The sequence below is a fragment of the Halegenticoccus tardaugens genome (assembly GCF_004116405.1).
Taxonomy (GTDB): Archaea; Halobacteriota; Halobacteria; order Halobacteriales; family Haloferacaceae; genus Halegenticoccus; species Halegenticoccus tardaugens.
The window spans coordinates 464240-482647 of sequence record NZ_SDIC01000002.1 but is presented as its reverse complement, the minus strand read 5'-3'; the positions used below and the strand labels follow the sequence as shown (position 1 = coordinate 482647).

Sequence of the window (18408 nt, the reverse complement as noted above, 5' to 3'; positions counted from 1 at the left end):
TGAGCCGCTCACAAACGTTCGACCACGAACGGATTTCACCGGATGTTGGATTTACCCCTATTCTCCGGCGCTTCGTTACTCTTCGTCGCGTGCGTAACCCATCTTCAGAAGCTCGTCGAGGACGTCGTCAGGGTTTCGAAGCGCCGCGCGGTAGACGGCTTCGCGGACGTCGAACTTCGGGACGCTGCGTCCGAGCGCGGATTCGAGCTCGGTGACGAGCTCGCGCTCCCCGTCGGCAACGTCGTCGTGAACGAAGAACGTCAGGCGCTCTTCGCGCTCGAACTGTACGGACTTGTCCTGAATCGCGCGGCGAACGATGTACGGCTGTCCATCGTCCGCCGAGCCGCCTAACGACTCGTCGTCGGTCCCTGCGGCTCCACTTTCGTGAGTAGCTTCGGCCGCTGCTGCGTTCGACGTCTCGTCGGTCGTTCTCGCCCCAGATGACGGGGACTCCGCTCCGTCCGGTGCCGCCCCCTCTTCGTCGGTGTCGCCGTCGCTCCCCCACAGATCGTCTCCCGATCCCGATTTGAGCCCAGTCATGCCCACACCTCCGCGCCGTCGCGCTCGAGATTGCCGGGTTCGGGTGGGCTCGGCGCTTCGAGACTGCTCTGCGCTTCGAGGTGTCGCGCCAACCGATCGAACTGCGCCAACGTTTCGAGCTCGTACTCGCGGCGACGATCGCGGTGCTCGCGCACGTACGTGAACGCGCTACACCGCTTGCGCCAGCACCCCTCCAGCAGCGACGTTCGATCGCGGACGACGATGGGAACGTCGAAGCCCTGCGCTTCGATTTCCTCGATGATGGCGTCCTGATCGCGCGTACCTTTGACCCGGTTCGGAACTGCAGCGAGGACGCCGATGTTGATGTCCAGCTGATCTTCGAGGTTCGATACGAGGTCGTCGAGGCCACTCACCGACGCTTGCCCCTTTCCGGAGGGTTCGAACGGCAGGACGAGGTTCCGCGTCGCATCGAGCGCGTTGTAGAGATGCGGACCCGAACTCGCCGGCGGATCGACGATAAGCACGTCGTAATGTCGGTGAACGGCCGCCTCCCGGAGGACGCGCTGTAGTTGCGTCCATATCGGGAAGGATTCGCCGAAGTCGCTCCGAGCTTCCTGTTCCTTGCGGAGCGCCTCGCCGAGATCCTCGAGCCGGTTGTGTTCCGGAACGATGTCAACGCCGTGTTCGACGGTTCGAATGAGGTCCGTAAACTCCCCTTTCCCTCGCCCCACCAGGTGGTGGACCAGCGTGTCGGCTTCACTGTTCGTCCGCTCGTGATCGACGTCGAACAGGTAACTCAGATCGCCGTCCTGCGGATCGAGCGGGATCGCGAGGACGTCGAGGCCGGCGCGGGCGTGTGCCACCGCCAGATTCGCCGTGAGCGTCGTCTTTCCAACCCCCCCCGCTTCGCTGTAGACCGCGTACGATAGCATTGGCTGATTCTATTGGACCCATCACTCATAACGTTTCGTCAGACGTTACAATTGAAACGCGCGTTTGTAGGATTCGTTTGAAACGAGCACGTGAACTGTATGCTTGATCCATCTGAATGCGACACTCTATATCCACAATTGCTCACAACTTTCGATACAAACGACCGTGACGTATCTTCGGTTCTATCGTTTTTATCGACGATTCGATTACTACGGTTACAGTGAACGGTGGATCCTCCGAAACGTGCGCATGCGACTGCAATCTGTAACTTTTGATTGAAACAACTACTACAAACGAGTGCTACAAACAATCCAATGAATCACTCGAATGCATCGGCGAGCCGTTCGCGCATGTATTTGCGACGGAGCTGTCGGGCTCGCGAATCCGAGAGGTAGTTCTGTAAGACGACTTCGGCGCTCGAGCTCCCTTGCTCCGCTGCGATCTCGCTGAGACTCCCGAGTACGACGTCGAGAGACGATGAGTATGCGTCGTACCAGAACCGCCGACCCATCTTCGGTGCCGGCGAGACGCCGTCGATCTTGTCGGGCAGGCCCGCCCGCTCGGCGAGCCGGCCGAACCGATTCCAGACGGTCCATCGCGAGATGTGATCGCGGGACGCGTGCGGTGACGGAAACAGGTAGCCGTTCCAGTCGTCGCCACATGCGTCGAGTCGACGTTCGAGTTCTTCGCGGCCGTACAGCAGCGACACCTCGCCAGGTCCGTTCTTTCGCCCGCGAAAGCGGATGTACGGGACGTCGCCGCCGGAAACGTCGAGAACGAACTGTCGGGCGTGGAGGCGGGCGACCTCGTTCGGACGGAGGCCCCACGCGCAGAGCGCGAGCACTAACAGGCGCTCCACCCGGCCGTCGGCAGCGCGGTAGAGCGCACGGACGTGCTCGCCTGACAGACAAGGCGTGTCCGAATCCTCGTCGCCACCCGCCGGCGTGGACCAGTCGAATTCGTCGTCGAGACCGTCCGCGGGGTTCACCGTCGCCCATTTTCGTCGGACCAGATGCGCGTACCAGTTCGAGACGGCGAGGTGGATCCGACGTTTAGTCCGTTCGCCGTCGAGGTCGGCGTGGAGGCGATCGAACGCCGCCCAGCAAGCGTCCACGGCCTCGTGGGCGGGAGTGTCGCTATCGCGGGCGACCGGCGTGAGGAGGTCGTCGGTTCCGTTTTCGTCTCGATACGCCCGGACGTAACGGTTCAATCGGTATCGAAGCGTGTCGATCGACGACTCCGCGAGCCCCTTTCGTTCGCGCCGCGACGCGAGGAGGGATCGTAGGGCTTCGATCGTCCGCTCGTCACCCGTTGCCCACTCGTAACGTCGCTCATTCGTCTCGAGACCCAAATCCTCGGTCCAGAACTGAGCGAATGTTTTGTCGTGGTGCTCTCGGAGGGCGTAAAGCAGCGGTCGAAGGTCGTGGTCCCGCAACCAGCCGTATGTGGGCTTGTCGAGCTCGGGATCGTAGCCATCGGCCTCCAGTGTCGGTGCGACGACGGTCCAGTACGCGTCGATGAGGCCCTCCCGGTCGAGGAGCGTCCAAGAAACGTCGTCCGCGCGTTCCGAACTTCGTTTGGAACCTGAGGTCGAGATCCCATTCATGGGTCCATGCTCCACGATTTCTGACCCCGTTCATGTTCACAGAGTCGCTGTCTCATTGCGTCCATTCCCGATTTTGAGAATCTCATTTTCGGCTGAGAGATGGATTCTCTCGGATCCAATATAGGTTTTGGGAACACACAGACTCTTGCAGTCTGTTTGAACGCCGCAAATGCAGGTCCGAACGGCTCGTAGAGGATATAAACCACATTTTGATATATTGAATCCATTCTACAGACCTCTCCCAGTCTGGAGGATAGAAAACAGCGTGAATGAGTTTTCCGATCGAGTGGACCTGCACCGTGCGCATTCCGTGACGTTCACCACCATTTCTTTTGCCAGTGGAGTAATAGCGTTCAATATCCAGGATGTCGCGTACCGATGAACGACCACACTGACCCACCGAATCCCGAACACTTACTCGAGCTACTTGCCGGACAAGCAGAGGCTGATGCGAGAGATCACTTCGAACAGCTCAAAACAGCGCCTCCCGCGGACCGGAAAACTGCCTTGCACGCGTTACGCCGCCTTGTCGAGGAGCAGCCGCGTGAATTCGAACCGATCCTCGACGAATTTACAGCGTTCCTCACCGATGATGAGCGGTCGATTCGCCTGACGACAGCCAAGCTATTCGTCACCGTCGCTGAGGTCGACCCGGATGCCGTCGTGTCGTCCATCCCCGAGCTCGCTGCTCGACTCGCGGACGAGGAGGAGTTCTACTACGTGCGCGCTCGGTCGGCCGAAGCGCTCGGGTACGTCGCACTCGAACGCCCCCGAGAGGTCGGTTCACCCGGCGTGTTAGCCGACCTGCGTATTGGACTGTCGTTCGACGAGCCGGAAGTGAAGGAGAAGCTGGCGAAGGCGCTCGAATACGTCGCGCTGGGCGATCCGGATCGCCTTCGCCATCAGGTGTCGAACCTCGCCGAGCACCTCGCCGACGAGAACGAACTCGTTCGGTATCACCTGTGTACGACGCTGGTCGTGATCGGGTGTGAGTACCCGGCGAAACTCGCAGACGTGAGTGACGCGATCGCAGCGCGGCTGGCTGACGAGAATCCATACGTTCGCGGCCGAGCCGCGGAAGCACTCGGACTGCTCTTGCGTTCAGGGCCGGATGATGCGACAGTTTCCGCGGACGATATGTCGGACGCAGACGAGGAGGAATCGTTCGTGGCCGACCGACTGCGGTTCGCCCGAAACGCGTTCGCGGAGGAGAGTCCGGAAGCGTTGCGGCCCGACGAGATCGGAACTATTGATGCGATCCGCGGGACGACCGACGAGGTCGTAACGGAGATCACGTCGCCTGGCGGTGATGGCGACTGTCCGCACTGCGGACTCTCGCTGCCGGAGAACGGCCCGCCCATGTGTCCGCGGTGCGGTGCACCGTATTGACGTAATACCGGTTTAGGATGACCGATGAACCGAAAACGCTTTGTGTTTTAGGCTGTCATAAAATATATGACAAGAAACGACACGCGACACGAGGCATCAACGCGGTGGAATTCCCGCGAGCGCGAGCGAGCGGGAAGTCGTCGGGGGAGTGAGCGAAGCGAACGGACGCGACGGGAGTACGTAAAGTACGGCGGGGCAGTCGCCGGTGGTGGACTGCTGGCTGGTCGTACCGGAGAGAGCGACTCGGCGGACACGTCGACAGAGACTGACACGGACGCTGACGGAGTTGAACAGGCAACACTGGAAGACACCTCCTACGAGGTGTGTCTGTCCCCGAGCGGTTGCGCCGAGTTCGACTCCATGCCGGAAAGCGCTGCCATCTGCGATAAGCAGTGGGCCGACCGCGACGCGTGGGTCGAGTGGCTCGACGACTACTACGGCGCGGATACGCCCGTCGATTCCGACTCCAACCGGTTTCGACGAGTCCGGGAAGCGGGCATCGACGCCCCGCTGTCGTCGTGCGTTTCGTCCGAGGAGATCGACGCGAACGTCGAATTGACCGAGCGAGGTCCACGGATCGACCCGCTCCGACCCCGACACAACGATGAATCCGACGGCCGACGCGACCACACGGAGGTCAACCGGTGAACGACGAGGGCGACAAGGAGTTCGAGACGGAACTCGACGTCTACCGTGATCAGGTATCGAAGCCGTTGCTCCGGCTGTTCGGAGCGTACGGTCTCGGTGAGTGGCGGTGGCTCGTCGTCGGTCTCGCCACGAGCGTGCTGACGTACGGCGCGCTGCTCGTAACGCCCATTGTCCTCGGGGCGACCATCGACGCCGTCTTCACCCAAGAGAGCCCGTATGCACTCCCGCTCGTCCCTGATCCGTGGCTGCCGACCGAGCGGGGCGAGCAGTTCAGGCTCTCGGCGACGATCATCGGCGCCGCGCTGCTCGGCGGGGCGATCCTCCAGTGGATTCGCGGCGTCGCGATCAACTTCTTCGCCCACGGCGTGATGTACGCCGTTCGCGTGGACGCCTACGAGAAGATGCAGCGCCTCGACATGACGTTCTTCGACAACAAAGAGACCGGCGAGATCATCTCCATCCTCAACAACGACACGGGGAACTTGGAGGTGTTCTTCGACGACGCGCTGGGCGAAAGCGTCCGAATCGGGGTGATTGTCCTCGGGGTCACGGGGGCGCTGTTGTACACGAACTGGCAACTCGCGCTCGTGACGCTCGGAGCGATACCGCTTCTGGTCGCGTTCACGTGGTGGTTCGTTCGCGTGATCGAACCACGGTACGCGACGGTTCGCTCGACCATCGGCGATTTGAACACGCGCATCGAGAACGGGCTGAGCGGCATCGAACTCGTCAAGACCGCCAGCACCGAGACCTACGAGAACGAGCGCGTTCGCGGCGTCTCACGGGACGTGTTCGACGCCCAGATGGACGTGTTGAAGTTGAGTTACTTCTACCGACCGGGGATGGAACTGATCACGGGGACGGCCCTGCTCGCCACGTTCGTCATCGGCGGGCTGTGGGTGTTTTCGGGACCGATACTGTTCTTCGACGGCGAGCTTTCCATCGGCGACTTCGTCGCGTTCATGCTGTTGACCCAACAGCTCACCGGACCGATGGCCCAACTGTCGGGCATCGTCGACTGGTACGAGAACGCGCGTGCCTCGGGAAAGCGCATCTGCGGGCTGATGGACGTGCCAGTACGGATCGAGAACGCACCGAACCCCATCGCGCTGGAGGACGTGGACGGGCGGGTCGAGTACGACGACGTGACGTTCGCCTACGATGGCGAAGAGACGGTGCTCGACGGCGTCACGTTCGCCGCCGACGCGGGCGAGACGGTCGCGCTGGTCGGGCCGACCGGCGCGGGGAAATCGACGGTGGCGAAGCTCCTGCTTCGGTTGTACGACGTGACGGACGGGGCGGTTCGCGTCGACGGGCACGACGTCCGGGACGTGGACCTCGCCAGTCTCCGGAAGTCGGTCGGCTACGTCAGTCAGGACACGTTCCTGTTCGACGGGACGGTCGCGGAGAACATCCGGTACGGGCGATTCGACGCGAGTGACGAGGAGGTGCGCGAGGCGGCGAGAGCGGCAGAGGCGCACGAGTTCATCGAGAATCTCTCGGATGGGTACGAGACGCGCGTCGGTGAACGGGGCGTCAAGCTCTCGGGGGGGCAGCGCCAGCGGATCGCGATCGCTCGCGTGATCCTCCAGGATCCGGAGATCATCCTGCTGGACGAGGCGACCGCGAGCGTGGACACGGAGACGGAGTACCTGATCCAGCGGTCGCTCGACCGGTTGACGGCAGAGCGTACGACGCTGGCGATCGCCCACCGGCTCTCGACGATCAAGGATGCGGATACGATTCTCGTCGTCGAGGGTGGAGAGATCGTCGAGCGCGGGAGCCACGACGAGTTACTGGGCGCGGATGGATTGTACGCGAATCTCTGGGGGGTACAGGCGGGCGAGATCGACGAGCTGCCCGAGACGTTCGTCCAGCGAGTCGACGGACGAACCGCCGAGCCGCGGCGTTGACCATGTTTTAGGCTCACCGAAAAACCGGCAGAGTTATATTGTTTTAGGCGGGCCAAAATATATGGCCCGGTGTGACACGGAACACGAGGCACCGACGCGGCGGGATTCCCGCGAGCGCGAGCGAGCGGGAAGTCGTCGGGGGAGTGAGCGACGCGAACGGACCCGACGGGAGTACGTGAAGTACGGCGGCGCACTAGTAGGTGGCGGACTGCTCGCCGGCTGTACGGGCGACGGTGGAGGAGAATCCAACTCGACCCCAAACGACACTGAATCGGAAACGGGGACGACGACCGAGACGGACTCGTCGTACTCGGTGACGATGGAGCCGGTCGGAACCGTGGAGTTCGAGGACGTTCCCGAGACGTGGTTCCCGTACACGGCCGACTACGCCGACATGGGCGTCGCCCTTGGGCAGGCCGACGGCCTCCTCGCAATCGGCGTCCGTGCCCGGTTCGGGACGCACCTGTACGAGGTACTGCCGGGCGTCTCCGTGAACAAGGACGACCTCACGGAGCTCTATGAGGACGGGACGGGGAAAGAGATTTTCTACGAACTCGACGCGGACCTCCACGTCATCGATCCGAACTTCGTGGTGAATCGGCTCGAGTGGAGCCAAGACGACGTCGAGGAGATCACCGAGAACGTCGGGCCGTTCTTCGGGAACACGGGCTTCACGCGGGTCTACGACTGGCACGACTACCGGTACTACTCGCTGTACGAGGCCTTCGAGAAGCTCGCCGACGTCTTCCAGGAGCGCGAACGCTACGAGGCGTTCACCCAGTATCACGACGAGGTACTGGCGGACGTCCAGTCGCACCTCCCCGAGGAGCCACCGGACGTCGCGCTCCTGTATCCCGCGGGTGTCCCGCCGGAGTCGTTCTACCCGTACCTCGTCGGCGACGGCACCGCCTCGAAGCACTGGAACGACCTCCAGGTAGGGGACGCACTCGCAAAGCACGGCGTCACGGACGCACAGGTGGACGGCGGCACAATTGATTTCGAAACCCTGCTTGAGATCGATCCGGACGCCCTCGCCGTTCGGCTCCAGGGCGAGATCACCCAGGAGTACTTCCAACGGGAAATCGTCTCGCACCTGCAAGAGCACGACGTTGCGAGCGAACTCCAAGCGGTGCAGAACGACCGCGTCATCTACGGCGGCCTCACGTACCAAGGACCCATCATCCACCTCTTCCAGCTCGAACGCGCGGCACGGGGACTCTATCCTGAAACGTTCGGCGACGAACAACTGTTCGACCGCCAGCGCGTCGCAGACATCGTGAACGGCGACCTCTGAGCCGACACGCCCGGAAAACACGACCACCCACTCGAATTCCACACCTATGGTCGGAACGACGCTCGTCGAAATTCGCGGTCACATCGAGGCGCTGGCCAGCGAGGCCGGCGAGTACTACCTGGTTTGTGCCCGGTACGGTGATCAGCCGGTTCCAGCCGCCGGCCTGCGTTTCGAAGACCGGGCGACGGCACGAGCGGCCGCCCGAGCGACCGAGCAGTACCGGAACGCACTTCGCCGATACGATCCGCACCTCCCGTACTGTGACGTGATCGTCTGTCAGGGGTCGACTGCCCCTGCGCCTCCGACGACTGCGTCGACCCTATCCGCAAAGCGGCGCGCCGAACCGCAACCGCGTCGCGATATCGAATCGCCCACCCCGGAACGCGACCGGCACGGACTCATCGACTTCTGTCACGCCGTCGCCGGAGCCGCGTTCGAAGCGGTCGCGGCGTCGGAGCACGATGCGCTCGAACGAGCGATCGTGGACGCGTATCTCGCCGAGGCAGAAACCATCGACTCCCCGGACGAACTGTGCCTCCGCCTGCTGGAAAGCATGGCGACCGAGCTCGACCGGCGGCTCACACCGACTGAGCAGGCCCGCCTCCTGGAGAACGCCGCCGAGCTGTTACCCGACCCGGACTCGAACGCAGATCCGCTCGACGCGACCCTCTCACACGTGTGTTCGGTCGAGCTCGCTCGGGAGTACACGCTCGGTCCGTGTGCGATCGATCTCGACCAGGACCGGCGATCGTGGGACGTGACCCTCTCCGGGTATGTCCTCGATGGGACTACGGAGCGGTTCACGACGCTCCCGCTCGTGATCGACCTGTTGCGCCGCAGACCGGACCCAGCCTTCGTGATCTCGCGAGCCCGGCTCAGCACCGACGCCGAGATTCCCTCGACGTGGAGTTTTCGCCTTACCGTAACGTCCGATGCAAATCCGAGGGGTCTTGTTTGCGTCTCGGAGGTGTCCACATACTGACGATCAGGACGCATTTCCAGCAGGCGCTCGACCGGATAGCGGTCGAGCGAGCACACGCCGTTAACCTGATCAACCACCCTCAATCGGACGCTTTGCTCTCCGAGGCGATGGCTTCCATCGCGAGCGCGGGACTGGACAAGACGGGGACGGTCACGTCGTCGCCGAGCGTCGGTGCGAGGTGACTCATGGACGCCTGCGCCAGGACGACCACGTCCGTCTCGCTTGCGATCTCGCGCACTCGTTCGCTCACCAGGCGGTCGTGTCGATCTTTCTCACCGGCCTGGAGCGCATCGAGCGCGCCGTCGATGAGGACCGATTCGACGGAGACGGACGCGTCCATCCGATCGGCTTTTCGCCGGACGAGGTTTGTACTCGGGTCGAGCGTCGACGCCGCCGTCGCGACGACGGCGACGTGATCCCCGCGCGCGGCAGCGGCCTCCGCCATCGGATCGTCGATCTTGACGATCGGCGCGTCCACCATCCGACGGGCGACGTCCACCGCCGGCGAGGTGCTGGAGCACGTGTCGAGGATCACGTCGGCTCCGGCGTCCTCAGCCAACGAAAGCTGGGAGCAAATCCGTCGGGTTATCCCGGGAGTCAACTCGCCGACGGACAGGAGTTCCTGGAGCACGCTCTCGTCGACGATGTGGAACGTTTCGGCTTCCGGGACGTACTCGGCGGCTAGCGAGTCGAACCGACCTGAGAGGCTCGCCACCGTGTGAAAGAAACAGACTTTCTCGGGCATGACACTCACTGTGAACGCGCGTGCTCATCTATCCATCGATCGTTCGTGATCCGGCCGTGAGGCGAGTGACCGGTGGGCCATCGCGTCCCGTCGTCACGCATCATCGCTGTCCGTACGATTCGGTGAACATCTTCCGAAGGTCGCGCACGGAATCGTCGGGTAGGATCTCGGGTTCGCCGACGCTGATCGCCTGGTAGTGGATGCGGGCGCAGTACTCGACCATCTGGGCGACTTCGAGCGCGTCTGCTCCCGTCGACCCGACGGCCACCACCCCATGGTTTTTCAATAGCACGGCGTCGCAGTCCTCGCCCATGGCTTCGGCGGCCAGTCCGCCCAGCGCCTCCGTGCCGGGTGGCTCGTACCCGGCGACCGGGATTTCCGTCCCGACGTACGCGATGAGGTAGTGCGACGCCGGAATCGGTTCGTTCAGACTGGCGAACGTACTCGCGTACGGCGAGTGAGTGTGGACGATCCCCCCCACGTCGTCCCGCGATCGGTAGAGTATCGCGTGCATCGGCGTCTCGCTCGACGGCTTCAGGTCTCCGCGAAGCCGGTTCCCGTCGAGGTCGACCACGGGCACCGTTTCGGGAGTGACGTCCTCGTACGGCACTCCGGATGGACTGATAGCGACGCCGTCTCCGGATCGGACGCTCACGTTGCCGCCGGTACCGCGGGTGAGCCCCTGTGCGAGCATCTCTCGGCCGAGTTGGCCCACCCGTTCGCGCTCCGCTCGTAGTGTGGCTGGTTCCGTCATCGGGGTTCCGTCCGTCACGTGCTGCGGTGGGGGCGGACATAAGTGTTCGTGGAACGCGCGAGAGTTCGCGCGGGAGCGGCGCGGACCGGCGTGCGAGTCTTTAACCCCGCCCGACGAAAGGGGACGAGTATGCACGCATCCGCGAACGCGCTCGACGGGCGGAGCGTGAGGTCCGAACGGACCGTCACGCGCTCGTCTCCCGGTTGCCGACGGACGCCGGAGGGCGAGTGAGATGGACGCACCGCTGCTCGCCTTCTACGGCGACGACGTGACCGGGTCGACCGATGCGATGGACGCCCTCGCCCGCGCGGGCGTCCGAACCGTCCTGTTCCTCGATGCGCCCGATCGCGCGACGCTCCGTCGGGAGTTTCCGGACGCCGACGCCGTCGGCGTGGCCGGCACCAGTCGGTCGATGGCCCCCGAAACGATGGACGAGAAGCTCCCTCGGATCTTCGAGGCGCTGTCGAACCTCGGCGCGCCGCTCGTCCACTACAAGATCTGTTCGACGTTCGACTCCGCCCCCGACGTCGGCAGCATCGGCCGCGCCATCGAGATCGCCGCCGACGTATTCGCCGACGAGTCGACCCCCGTGGTGCCGGCGGCGCCGCCGCTGGGTCGCTACGTCGTATTCGGGAACATGTTCGCCGAGGACGACGCCGACGTCTTCCGCCTCGACCGTCATCCGACGATGCGCGACCACCCCGTCACGCCGATGGACGAGAGTGACCTGCGCCGTCACCTCGCCGCGCAGACCGACCAGTCGATCGGGCTCGTCGACGTGCTGACGGTCCGAGAGGGACTCGACGCGTCGATCCGCCGGTTCGAGCGCCTCCGCGCGAAAAGGGGCGTCGTCTTCTTCGACGCCCTCGACGGAGATGACCTCCGGACCGCGGGTGGCACCGTCTGGGAAGCCTGTGCGACAGACCGGTCCGATCCGACGTTCGTCGTCGGCTCCTCGGGCGTCCAGTACGCGCTGGCCGACCACTGGCGCGCGACGGGCGTCCTCGACCGCCGCCCGCGGTTCGATCCTCTCCCCCCGGTCGACCGACTCCTCGTGATGTCGGGCAGCGCCTCGCCGCTGACGGCTCGACAGATCGACGCCGCGCTCGACGCCGGGTTCGTCGGCGTCCGCATCGACACGGCGGACCTGGTCGACCCCGGGACGCGGGAGGCGGCGCGTCGGCGGGCCTTCGAGGCGGCGCTCCGGGCGCTCGAACGGGGCGACAGCGCGATCGTCTTCGCCGCGCACGGACCGAACGATCCCGCCATCGAGGAGACGCGCCGGCGCGCGACCGCCGTCGACGACGCCCCGGACGACGTGGGCGCGTTCATCGGCACGGCGCAGGGAGCGCTCCTGCGTCGGTTGCTCGATCGGACGGGCCTCGGCCGCGTCTGCGTCGCGGGCGGCGACACGTGCGGCCGCGCGATGCCGGCGCTCGACGCGTACGCGCTGCGTACGCGCTATCCGCTCGCGCCCGGGAGTCCGCTCTGTACGGCCCGTTCGCGGACCGCCGCGATCGACGGCGTCGAACTCGCGCTGAAGGGCGGTCAACTCGGCGACGAGGAGTTCTTCGTCCGTGCCCGAGAGGGCGCCGACGCCGACGAGTGGACGTGACGATCGGTCGCGCTCAGGGCGACGGTTCGGGCCCGATTACGGGGACGATTCTGGCAGCGCGTCGAGATACGTCCCCCACACCCGCTCCGGGTTTTTGGAGGCGATCGACGAAATCGAGCGGCAGCCGTCGTACCCCCACATGAAGACGCTATCGACCTCGCTCTCGGCTGCGCATCGGGTCGCGGTTCGAACGTTGTCGTAGGTCGACGGATCGTCGGGGAGGCCGAAGCCCTGCACCCAGATCTGGCTCCGGAGACCGTGCGTCGACGCGAGATCGGTGACGCGGTCGACGGAGTCGCGGACGAATCCCTCGACGTCGTCGCCGGCGAACAGCCCCCAGTACGGGTCCGTCGAGATGAGGTCGATGTACTCGCCGCCCGCGAGTCGCTTCCAGTCGGCGATGCCGTGGTCGGCGTCCGACTCCGGTACCAGACAGACCGCGTTCTCCGCACCCCCCTCGCGCACGATGGCCATCATTTCGTCGAGAAATTCGAGGAGCGAATCCTCGCGGAATCGGCGGACGGTGTCGTCCTCCGTCGCCGGCATCGGCGCGTCGTGTTCCTCGCGATACCGCCGCCTGCAGTGCTCGCAGCGACAGACCCACGCGTCGTCGGGCTCGTCGTCGTCGAACCACTCCGGGAGGATCCAGTGGGGTTCGTCCCAGAACACGACGTCGGGGTCGAGGCCCACGGCCGACCGCGTCCACTCGCGCACGAATTCCCTGAACGCCGGACTGTTGAAACATGCGGCGTGTTCACGGCTTCCCGTGACGAGTTGCTGGCGGTCCCCCGGATGCTTGCCGAGGAACTGCGAGAGCGCCTCGCCGCCGAACACCTTTCCGACGCCCCACGGGTTGACGTACGTCGTGAATCCCCGGTCGTTGCTCGCGGCGACGACGTTGGCCATCGTCTCCTCGTAGAACAGCCGGTCGCGTTCGCTGTACGTGTGCAGTATCGCATTCAGCCCCTCGTCCGCGAATCGATCTAAATCCTCCTCGACGTGACGGAGATCCCGAACGCCGAAGTAGCTCGCACCCTGCTCCATGCCTCGGGAGTCGGAGAGACCGTGCATATAGCTACCGGACGCTCGTCTTCGCGTCGGGTTCAGCGCTGGTGACCGCTTCGTCTGGTCGCGAACGACGTCGATTCGCGCGTCTCCGTGTCGCGCGTCCCCGCGTCGCCGGCGAGCGCCACCTGTTTCGACGGCGGTACCCTCATTACCGTCCGCCGTGAGGGGCCACATATGCGCGAGTTCTTTCGTATCGTTTTCGGCGTGAATATGGTGCTCCTGGCGCTGCTCGCCCTCTCGTTCACCGTCGTCGAGCCCGGCACCGGAGCGTTCGTCGTCGCGGTGCTGAGTCTCGTCGTCATCGCCACCACCCTGACGATCGTGAGCGCGCTGCTGTACGTCGACTGGCGCGGGCTGGATCCGAGATAAGGCCGAGACCGAGGCAGCGGCTGCGTTCCCGACGGTCGAACGGACGGCTCGGAGCCCCGATCGTGGGGGAAGATCGAGAGAGCGACCCGCGAGCGGGCTACGACGTTTCGATCGCGTTCCCGTCCGATCGGATCTCGTCCACGTTCGGTGCGTCGGTCAGTTCGGGGCTGGTCCAGTACTCGTGCTCACCGTTCCGGAACTGCCGGAAGCAGGACGCCGCGTGCGACGACGGATCCTCCGAATGGGGGCGCAGGTCGGGATTTTCGCGGACGCAGACCTCGCGCGCTTTCGGACACCGGGTGTGGAATCGGCAGCCCGACGGCGGATTCGACGGGTCGGGGATGTCTATCTTCCTGACGGGCGGCGCGCCCGCGCGCGCTTTGTCCGGATCGAGGTCGGCGGTCGCCCAGCGGAGCACCTTCGTGTAGGGGTGGCGGGGGTTCCCGAGCAGTTCCTCGGCGGTGCCGACTTCGACGATTCGACCGAGGTACATCACCGCGATCCGCCCGCCGGCCTTCTGCGCGAGGTAGCGGGCGTTCGAGAGGTTGTGGGAGACGAAGACGAACGACGTCCCGAACTCGTTCTGCAGGTCGAGCAGGAGGTCCATCATCTCGACCCGCAGGGAGACGTCCAGCGCCGACACCGCCTCGTCGGCGAGGATGACGTCCGGATTCATCAGCAGGGCGCGAACCAGCGCGGTCCGCTGTTTCTCCCCGCCGCTGAGCTGGTGGGGGTATCGATTCGCGTAGTCGTCCGGCGGAGCCATGCCCACGTGCTCCAACATCCCGAGGACCCGGGTCCGGCGGTCCTTGGGGCTGAGACTCGGCTGCCACTTCTTCAGCGGCGCCTGCAGGCTCTTCATGATGGTCTTATTGGGGTTGAGCGAACTGCCGGGGTCCTGGTGGATGATCTGCAGCGACCGGCGGATCTCTTCGTACGGTATCTCCACGTCGCCCTTCCCGTCCTTCGCGTTCCAGACGTCCTGTCCGCGGTACGTCACCGACCCGCCCGTGGGACGCTGCAGGGCGACGGCCGTCTTGCCGAGCGTCGTCTTTCCGCACCCCGACTCGCCGACGAGCGCCACCACGTCGTTTTCCGCGATGTCGAGCGACACGCCGTCGACCGCTTTGACGGTCTTTCCACCGGGGGTGCGGAGTACCCGATCGATGAGTCCTCGCTTTCTTTCGAAGTGGACCTCGACGTCGTCCAGCCGGAGGAGCGGTTCGTCGGCGCTCATTCGACCACCTCCACGTCATCCTCCTCGTCGACGTCGGATCCGCTCACAGAGTACGGGATCGCCTCGCTCGACTCCCGCCAGTGGTGGCAGGCGGCGACGCGGTTTTCGCCGACGTCGTAGTAGCCGGGGTCCGCCTCGATACACTCGTCGTCGGCCAGCGGGCACCGCGGATGGTACGAACAGCCCGTCGGGACGTTGACCGGGTCTGGCGCGGAGCCCGCGATGGGCCGCATGCGATCGAGCGGCGCGTCGAGGTTCGGCACAGCCTTGAGCAGCGAGCGCGCGTACGGATGCGCCGCGTCCCGGATGAGTTCCTCGCTCGGGCCGATCTCGGCGAACTCGAACGCGTACATGACGGCGAGGCGATCGGCGAGACCGGCCACCAGCGGGAGGTCGTGCGTGATGAAGACGATCGTGAGGTTGTACTTTTCCTGTAAGCGTTCGAGCAGGGAGAGGATCGACCGCTGCATCAACAGGTCGAGCGCCGCCGTCGGCTCGTCCATGACGAGGACCCGGGGTTCGAGCACGAGCGACAGCGCGATGAGCGCGCGCTGGCTCATCCCGCCGGAGAGTTCGTGCGGGTAGCTCCGGAGCACGCGATCGGGATCCAGGTAGAGGTCCGAGAGGAGTTCGCGGGCGTGTTCGAGGCCGCGCTCCCTGTCCTGCTGGTGGGCGTCGAGCGTCTCCTCGAAGTGCTGTCGTATCTTCATCGTCGGGTTGAACGAACTCATCGCGCCCTGGAACACCATCGAGATCTCCTCCCAGCGGAGGCGCTTGAGCTCGGCCGGACTCAGGTCGAGGAGGTCGATTTCCTCGCCTTCCGTCGGATAGTACGTGATTTCGCCGGTGAGTTGTCCCGGGCGCACGACCGCGTCGAGCAGCGCCGACGCGAACATCGACTTGCCCGAGCCGGATTCACCGACCACGCCCAGAATCTCGTCGCGGTAGATGTCGAGCGAGACGGAGTCGAGCACGCGAGATTCCCCCCGATCCATATCGAAGCTGACGCTCACGTCCCGGACTTCGAGGATCACGTCCCGGTCTGTTCGTCCGCCCATCGTGTCTGTCGATTGGTTTGAGAAAGTCATGAGTCTTCAGTTCGTCGGCACGGTGGCCATCGGGCTCGTTTGCTCTTCGTCGTCGTCCCCACCGGAGGCGGCCTTAACGTGGCGCGCTCGCACGCGTGGGTTGAATATCCGATCCAGCCCCTGCGAGAACAGGATCAGCCCAACCGAGAGGATGGTGATCGTGATCATAGGGAGAAAGATCCAGTGCGCGGACTCCCACGTGTATAGCGCGCCGGAGGTCGTATAGGCAAGGTTCATCATTACGCCCCAATTGAACGTCGTGAACGGCAAGATGCCGAGGTAGTACAGGGCGACCGACTCGAAGATGATCCCGCGAGCTGCGCCGACGAAGTGGATGGAGACGTACGACATCAGGTCCGGGATGATGTCATCGACGAGAATCCGCGGCGTCGACAGCCCCATCGCGCGTGACGCTTCGACGAAGTTCCGCTCACGAACGCTTAGCACCTGTGAGCGGACCGCGCGACAGAGCCCTGCCCAGTTGTTGATTCCGAGGATCAGACCGATGATATACGGGTTGTCAGGCCGGAGCACGGCGGCGATGATGATCACTAGCGGCAGCCCTGGAATCGTCATCGTAATATCTGCCATCGTCATGATGCTCCGGTCGGTGAACCCACCCTTGTATCCAGCGAGTGTGCCGAGGATCGTCGCAACAACCGTCGAGAACACCGCACCGGCGAGGATCATCTTGAGCATCGCCGGCGTCGCGTGGACGATCTGCGACCAGAGCCCTTGGCTCATCGCGTCGGTTCCGAGCGGCAGGTAAATAACAGGGTCGATCGGGAGTCCAACGCCCAGAATCGTCACCGTCTCGAACGTCAGCCAGTTGTCGTGGAACGGCTGGAGGTACCGCTCTCCCATCCCCGAGGTCGGGACCGGGTTGACGAGCACGCCGATGGTACCCATCAGGACGTATAAGACGATGATCAGAAAGCCCACTCTGGCTCGCCAGTCCGCCCACAGGATTCGAAACGGCGCGATAATGAGGCTGTCGACGGTGTGCAGGAGCTGTTCGCGGCCCGTGATCTCCGCATCGGCCGTCGTTCGAAACGGGAGCTCTTCTGCGACCCGGTCGCCGTCGGATTGTTGTGATGCCATCGGTGGTTCCTCAGTATGCCTCTCGTTCGCCCTCACCGGCCGCCCGCGGATCGATCTTGCTATACGTGAGATCGGCGATCAACACGCCGACGATCACCGCCGTCGAGATCATGACGAGTCCGCCCATCATGACCGGATAATCGCGCGCGACAGTTCCCTGAAACAGGTAGTAGCCAACACCGGGGTACGCGAATATCTCCTCTAGAATCACGGAGCCGCCGAGCATGAACGCGATCGCGAGCAGGATCCCGGTGTACATCGGAAGCATCGCGTTGCGCGCGACATAGCGAAGCGCGATCCGCCGTCGGGGCAGTCCTCGGAGGCGGGCGACGCGAATGTAATCTTCCCCCAAGATGCTGATGCTGTTTCCGCGCATCGACAGCGCCGTCCCGCCCCAGCCGACCAGCGTCGTCGAGAGTATCGGGAGCGTCGCGTGGTACAGCACACTCTTGATGTAGGGCCACTTGAACCCCGGGACGAGATCAGGATTGACTTGCCCGCCCGTCGGGAAGTACTGCAGCCGATAGGCGAACACGTATAGGAGTCCGATGGCAAGCACGTAATACGGGATGCCGCCCGCGATCGTCGAAAACAGAGTAACGCCCGTGTCGAACTTGCTCCCTTCGGTGTACGCCATAAACCCCCCGACAGCGATCCCGATCACGGTCGTCAGGAAGGTCCCGATCGCCGCGAGAAACACCGTCCACGGGAGCGCCTGCGCGAGGATGTCGAGCACTTGTCCATCCAAGTAATACGCCTCCCCGAAGTCGCCCTGGAGAACTGAGGCCACGTAGTCGAGGTACTGCATCCAGAGCGGTTGATCTGGATCGAAGCTAATATAGTTGTTAACGTAGTTGCCTATCTGTGACTCGGGGATGCCCTGTTCTTTAAGCTTGACGACGAGATAATCGATTGGTCCGCCGGGGAGATACCGGATGAGCACAAATGACAGGGTTATCACCGCCCAGAGCGTGAATAGCGCCTGGCCAATTCTCTTGGCGAGCCATTGCATACCAAACTGGTTCTATAGCGGGGGTTGTAAATGCTACGGTGACTGTGGAGGATACTTGGGTATTCATCTCAATATAATTTCGACTGTGCCGTACTTCAGCGAGCGTCACCGTGTTTCAGCAGCCCGATTCGTCGAAGAGAGAGAGAGCCAGTC

At 64.0% G+C, this 18408-nt stretch carries 17 protein-coding genes; 7 read left to right on the top strand and 10 right to left on the bottom strand.

Annotation, left to right across the window (positions count from 1 at the left end; translation table 11 throughout):
- Positions 1–75: 75 nt before the first annotated feature.
- From C3L37_RS06445 to C3L37_RS06435, 3 genes are all read right to left on the bottom strand, one after another.
- Positions 76–540, bottom strand: a complete 465-nt coding sequence (locus tag C3L37_RS06445) for a hypothetical protein (protein ID WP_129113784.1) — start codon at positions 538–540, stop codon at positions 76–78.
- The gene (locus C3L37_RS06440) at positions 537–1433 is read right to left on the bottom strand and encodes a ParA family protein (RefSeq protein ID WP_129113783.1); all 897 of its coding nucleotides are present in this window, start codon (positions 1431–1433) and stop codon (positions 537–539) included. Before C3L37_RS06440 ends, C3L37_RS06445 begins: the two co-directional genes overlap by 4 nt.
- Positions 1434–1753: 320 nt before the next feature.
- Positions 1754–3040 (bottom strand): tyrosine-type recombinase/integrase, encoded by a 1287-nt coding sequence (locus tag C3L37_RS06435; protein WP_129113782.1) that lies wholly within the window; start codon positions 3038–3040, stop codon positions 1754–1756.
- Positions 3041–3547: 507 nt separating this feature from the next.
- Between C3L37_RS06435 and C3L37_RS06430 the strand changes: the two genes are divergently transcribed.
- The 5 genes from C3L37_RS06430 (at position 3548) to C3L37_RS06410 (ending at position 9266) form a co-directional block, all read left to right on the top strand.
- Positions 3548–4429, top strand: a complete 882-nt coding sequence (locus tag C3L37_RS06430; protein ID WP_323740454.1) for a hypothetical protein — start codon at positions 3548–3550, stop codon at positions 4427–4429.
- 66 nt (positions 4430–4495) lie between these two features.
- Positions 4496–5077 carry a hypothetical protein gene (locus tag C3L37_RS06425; protein WP_129113780.1) on the top strand — a complete coding sequence of 194 codons (582 nt, stop codon included), beginning with the start codon at positions 4496–4498 and terminating at the stop codon, positions 5075–5077.
- Complete coding sequence (locus tag C3L37_RS06420) at positions 5074–6990, top strand: ABC transporter ATP-binding protein (protein ID WP_129113779.1); 1917 nt, start codon at positions 5074–5076, stop codon at positions 6988–6990. The genes C3L37_RS06425 and C3L37_RS06420 overlap by 4 nt, the downstream gene beginning before the upstream one ends.
- 175 nt (positions 6991–7165) lie before the next feature.
- Complete coding sequence (locus C3L37_RS06415; protein ID WP_394345786.1) at positions 7166–8284, top strand: ABC transporter substrate-binding protein; 1119 nt, start codon at positions 7166–7168, stop codon at positions 8282–8284.
- A 46-nt stretch (positions 8285–8330) separates the two neighbouring features.
- Complete coding sequence (locus C3L37_RS06410; RefSeq protein WP_129113777.1) at positions 8331–9266, top strand: DUF7551 domain-containing protein; 936 nt, start codon at positions 8331–8333, stop codon at positions 9264–9266.
- 79 nt (positions 9267–9345) lie between these two features.
- Here the strand turns inward: C3L37_RS06410 and C3L37_RS06405 are convergent, their stop codons facing one another.
- Together C3L37_RS06405 and C3L37_RS06400 are read right to left on the bottom strand one after the other, a co-directional pair.
- A complete protein-coding gene (locus tag C3L37_RS06405; protein ID WP_129113776.1) occupies positions 9346–10011 on the bottom strand; it encodes an aspartate/glutamate racemase family protein in 666 nt (221 codons plus the stop codon).
- A gap of 100 nt (positions 10012–10111) precedes the next feature.
- Positions 10112–10765 carry a class II aldolase/adducin family protein gene (locus C3L37_RS06400; RefSeq protein WP_129113775.1) on the bottom strand — a complete coding sequence of 218 codons (654 nt, stop codon included), beginning with the start codon at positions 10763–10765 and terminating at the stop codon, positions 10112–10114.
- 232 nt (positions 10766–10997) lie between these two features.
- On the opposite strand from C3L37_RS06400, the gene C3L37_RS06395 reads away from it, so the two are divergent.
- On the top strand, positions 10998–12380 hold the full coding sequence (locus C3L37_RS06395) for a four-carbon acid sugar kinase family protein (protein WP_129113774.1): 1383 nt from the start codon (positions 10998–11000) through the stop codon (positions 12378–12380).
- A gap of 36 nt (positions 12381–12416) precedes the next feature.
- On the opposite strand, the gene C3L37_RS06390 is transcribed toward C3L37_RS06395, so the two are convergent.
- A complete protein-coding gene (locus C3L37_RS06390) occupies positions 12417–13424 on the bottom strand; it encodes a hypothetical protein (protein WP_129113773.1) in 1008 nt (335 codons plus the stop codon).
- Positions 13425–13622: 198 nt separating this feature from the next.
- On the opposite strand from C3L37_RS06390, the gene C3L37_RS06385 reads away from it, so the two are divergent.
- Positions 13623–13817, top strand: a complete 195-nt coding sequence (locus C3L37_RS06385; protein ID WP_129113772.1) for a hypothetical protein — start codon at positions 13623–13625, stop codon at positions 13815–13817.
- A gap of 97 nt (positions 13818–13914) precedes the next feature.
- Here C3L37_RS06385 and C3L37_RS24195 read toward each other — a convergent pair whose 3' ends face one another.
- From C3L37_RS24195 to C3L37_RS06370, 4 genes are read right to left on the bottom strand one after another with little or no spacing between them, the layout of a single operon-like run.
- On the bottom strand, positions 13915–15054 hold the full coding sequence (locus C3L37_RS24195) for an oligopeptide/dipeptide ABC transporter ATP-binding protein (protein WP_164974689.1): 1140 nt from the start codon (positions 15052–15054) through the stop codon (positions 13915–13917).
- Positions 15051–16112 (bottom strand): ABC transporter ATP-binding protein, encoded by a 1062-nt coding sequence (locus C3L37_RS24190; protein WP_164974688.1) that lies wholly within the window; start codon positions 16110–16112, stop codon positions 15051–15053. The genes C3L37_RS24195 and C3L37_RS24190 overlap by 4 nt, the downstream gene beginning before the upstream one ends.
- A 36-nt stretch (positions 16113–16148) precedes the next feature.
- Positions 16149–17243 carry an ABC transporter permease gene (locus C3L37_RS06375; RefSeq protein WP_129113771.1) on the bottom strand — a complete coding sequence of 365 codons (1095 nt, stop codon included), beginning with the start codon at positions 17241–17243 and terminating at the stop codon, positions 16149–16151.
- 10 nt (positions 17244–17253) lie between these two features.
- Positions 17254–18255: an ABC transporter permease gene (locus tag C3L37_RS06370; protein ID WP_129113770.1), complete on the bottom strand. Its 1002-nt coding sequence runs from the start codon at positions 18253–18255 to the stop codon at positions 17254–17256.
- Positions 18256–18408: the final 153 nt, after the last annotated feature.

Coding starts and splice junctions, on each gene's coding strand:
- C3L37_RS06445 (WP_129113784.1), bottom strand. CDS start 540: ATGACTGGGCTCAAATCGGGATCGGGAGACGATCTGTGGGGGAGCGAC.
- C3L37_RS06440 (WP_129113783.1), bottom strand. CDS start 1,433: ATGCTATCGTACGCGGTCTACAGCGAAGCGGGGGGGGTTGGAAAGACG.
- C3L37_RS06435 (WP_129113782.1), bottom strand. CDS start 3,040: ATGAATGGGATCTCGACCTCAGGTTCCAAACGAAGTTCGGAACGCGCG.
- C3L37_RS06425 (WP_129113780.1), top strand. CDS start 4,496: ATGACAAGAAACGACACGCGACACGAGGCATCAACGCGGTGGAATTCC.
- C3L37_RS06410 (WP_129113777.1), top strand. CDS start 8,331: ATGGTCGGAACGACGCTCGTCGAAATTCGCGGTCACATCGAGGCGCTG.
- C3L37_RS06405 (WP_129113776.1), bottom strand. CDS start 10,011: ATGCCCGAGAAAGTCTGTTTCTTTCACACGGTGGCGAGCCTCTCAGGT.
- C3L37_RS06400 (WP_129113775.1), bottom strand. CDS start 10,765: ATGACGGAACCAGCCACACTACGAGCGGAGCGCGAACGGGTGGGCCAA.
- C3L37_RS06395 (WP_129113774.1), top strand. CDS start 10,998: ATGGACGCACCGCTGCTCGCCTTCTACGGCGACGACGTGACCGGGTCG.
- C3L37_RS06390 (WP_129113773.1), bottom strand. CDS start 13,424: ATGGAGCAGGGTGCGAGCTACTTCGGCGTTCGGGATCTCCGTCACGTC.
- C3L37_RS06385 (WP_129113772.1), top strand. CDS start 13,623: ATGCGCGAGTTCTTTCGTATCGTTTTCGGCGTGAATATGGTGCTCCTG.
- C3L37_RS24195 (WP_164974689.1), bottom strand. CDS start 15,054: ATGAGCGCCGACGAACCGCTCCTCCGGCTGGACGACGTCGAGGTCCAC.
- C3L37_RS24190 (WP_164974688.1), bottom strand. CDS start 16,112: ATGGGCGGACGAACAGACCGGGACGTGATCCTCGAAGTCCGGGACGTG.
- C3L37_RS06375 (WP_129113771.1), bottom strand. CDS start 17,243: ATGGCATCACAACAATCCGACGGCGACCGGGTCGCAGAAGAGCTCCCG.
- C3L37_RS06370 (WP_129113770.1), bottom strand. CDS start 18,255: ATGCAATGGCTCGCCAAGAGAATTGGCCAGGCGCTATTCACGCTCTGG.